The sequence below is a fragment of the Microbacterium sp. 18062 genome (genome assembly GCF_902706225.1).
In the GTDB taxonomy this organism is placed as follows: Bacteria; Actinomycetota; Actinomycetes; order Actinomycetales; family Microbacteriaceae; genus Microbacterium.
In genome coordinates this window covers 1-403 of the sequence record NZ_CACSKB010000589.1, presented here as the reverse complement: position 1 = coordinate 403, position 403 = coordinate 1, and the positions used below count along the sequence as shown (strand labels likewise).

The following is a 403-nucleotide window of genomic DNA, read 5'->3' as shown; positions in this document are numbered from 1 at the left end:
CGCGAAGGCGGCGACCTGCTGCTGCGCATCGGCTTCGCGGGGTTGCCCTCACCCCATCCCTATGCGCTGATGTGCCCGCAGAACGTGACAGAGGCCGTGCTCGCGGCGGGGATCGGCGACAGGAGCGCCACGGTGTGGAGACCGGCGCGGCTGGTGTCGTTCGCGGAGGTACCCGGGGGCATCGCGGCGGAGCTGGACTGCTCTGATGCAGGCCCGCGGCAGGTGCATGCCCGCTGGATCGTGGGATGCGACGGCGCCCGCAGCGAGGTGCGCGCGGGCGCTGGCATCGCCTTCGAGGGCGGCGACTATGCGGAGCGCTTCGTGCTGGCCGACGTGCGCATGGACTGGCCGCTGCCCCGCAGCGAAGTCAGCCTGTTCTTCTCCTGTCTCTTATACACAGCTG

General features: G+C 70.5%; 1 protein-coding gene. It reads left to right on the top strand.

Features of this window, described 5'->3' with window-relative positions; genetic code table 11:
- Window positions 1-403 (top strand): NAD(P)/FAD-dependent oxidoreductase (locus tag GVL03_RS21355; RefSeq protein ID WP_200847421.1); only part of this gene is annotated, 403 nt, incomplete at both ends.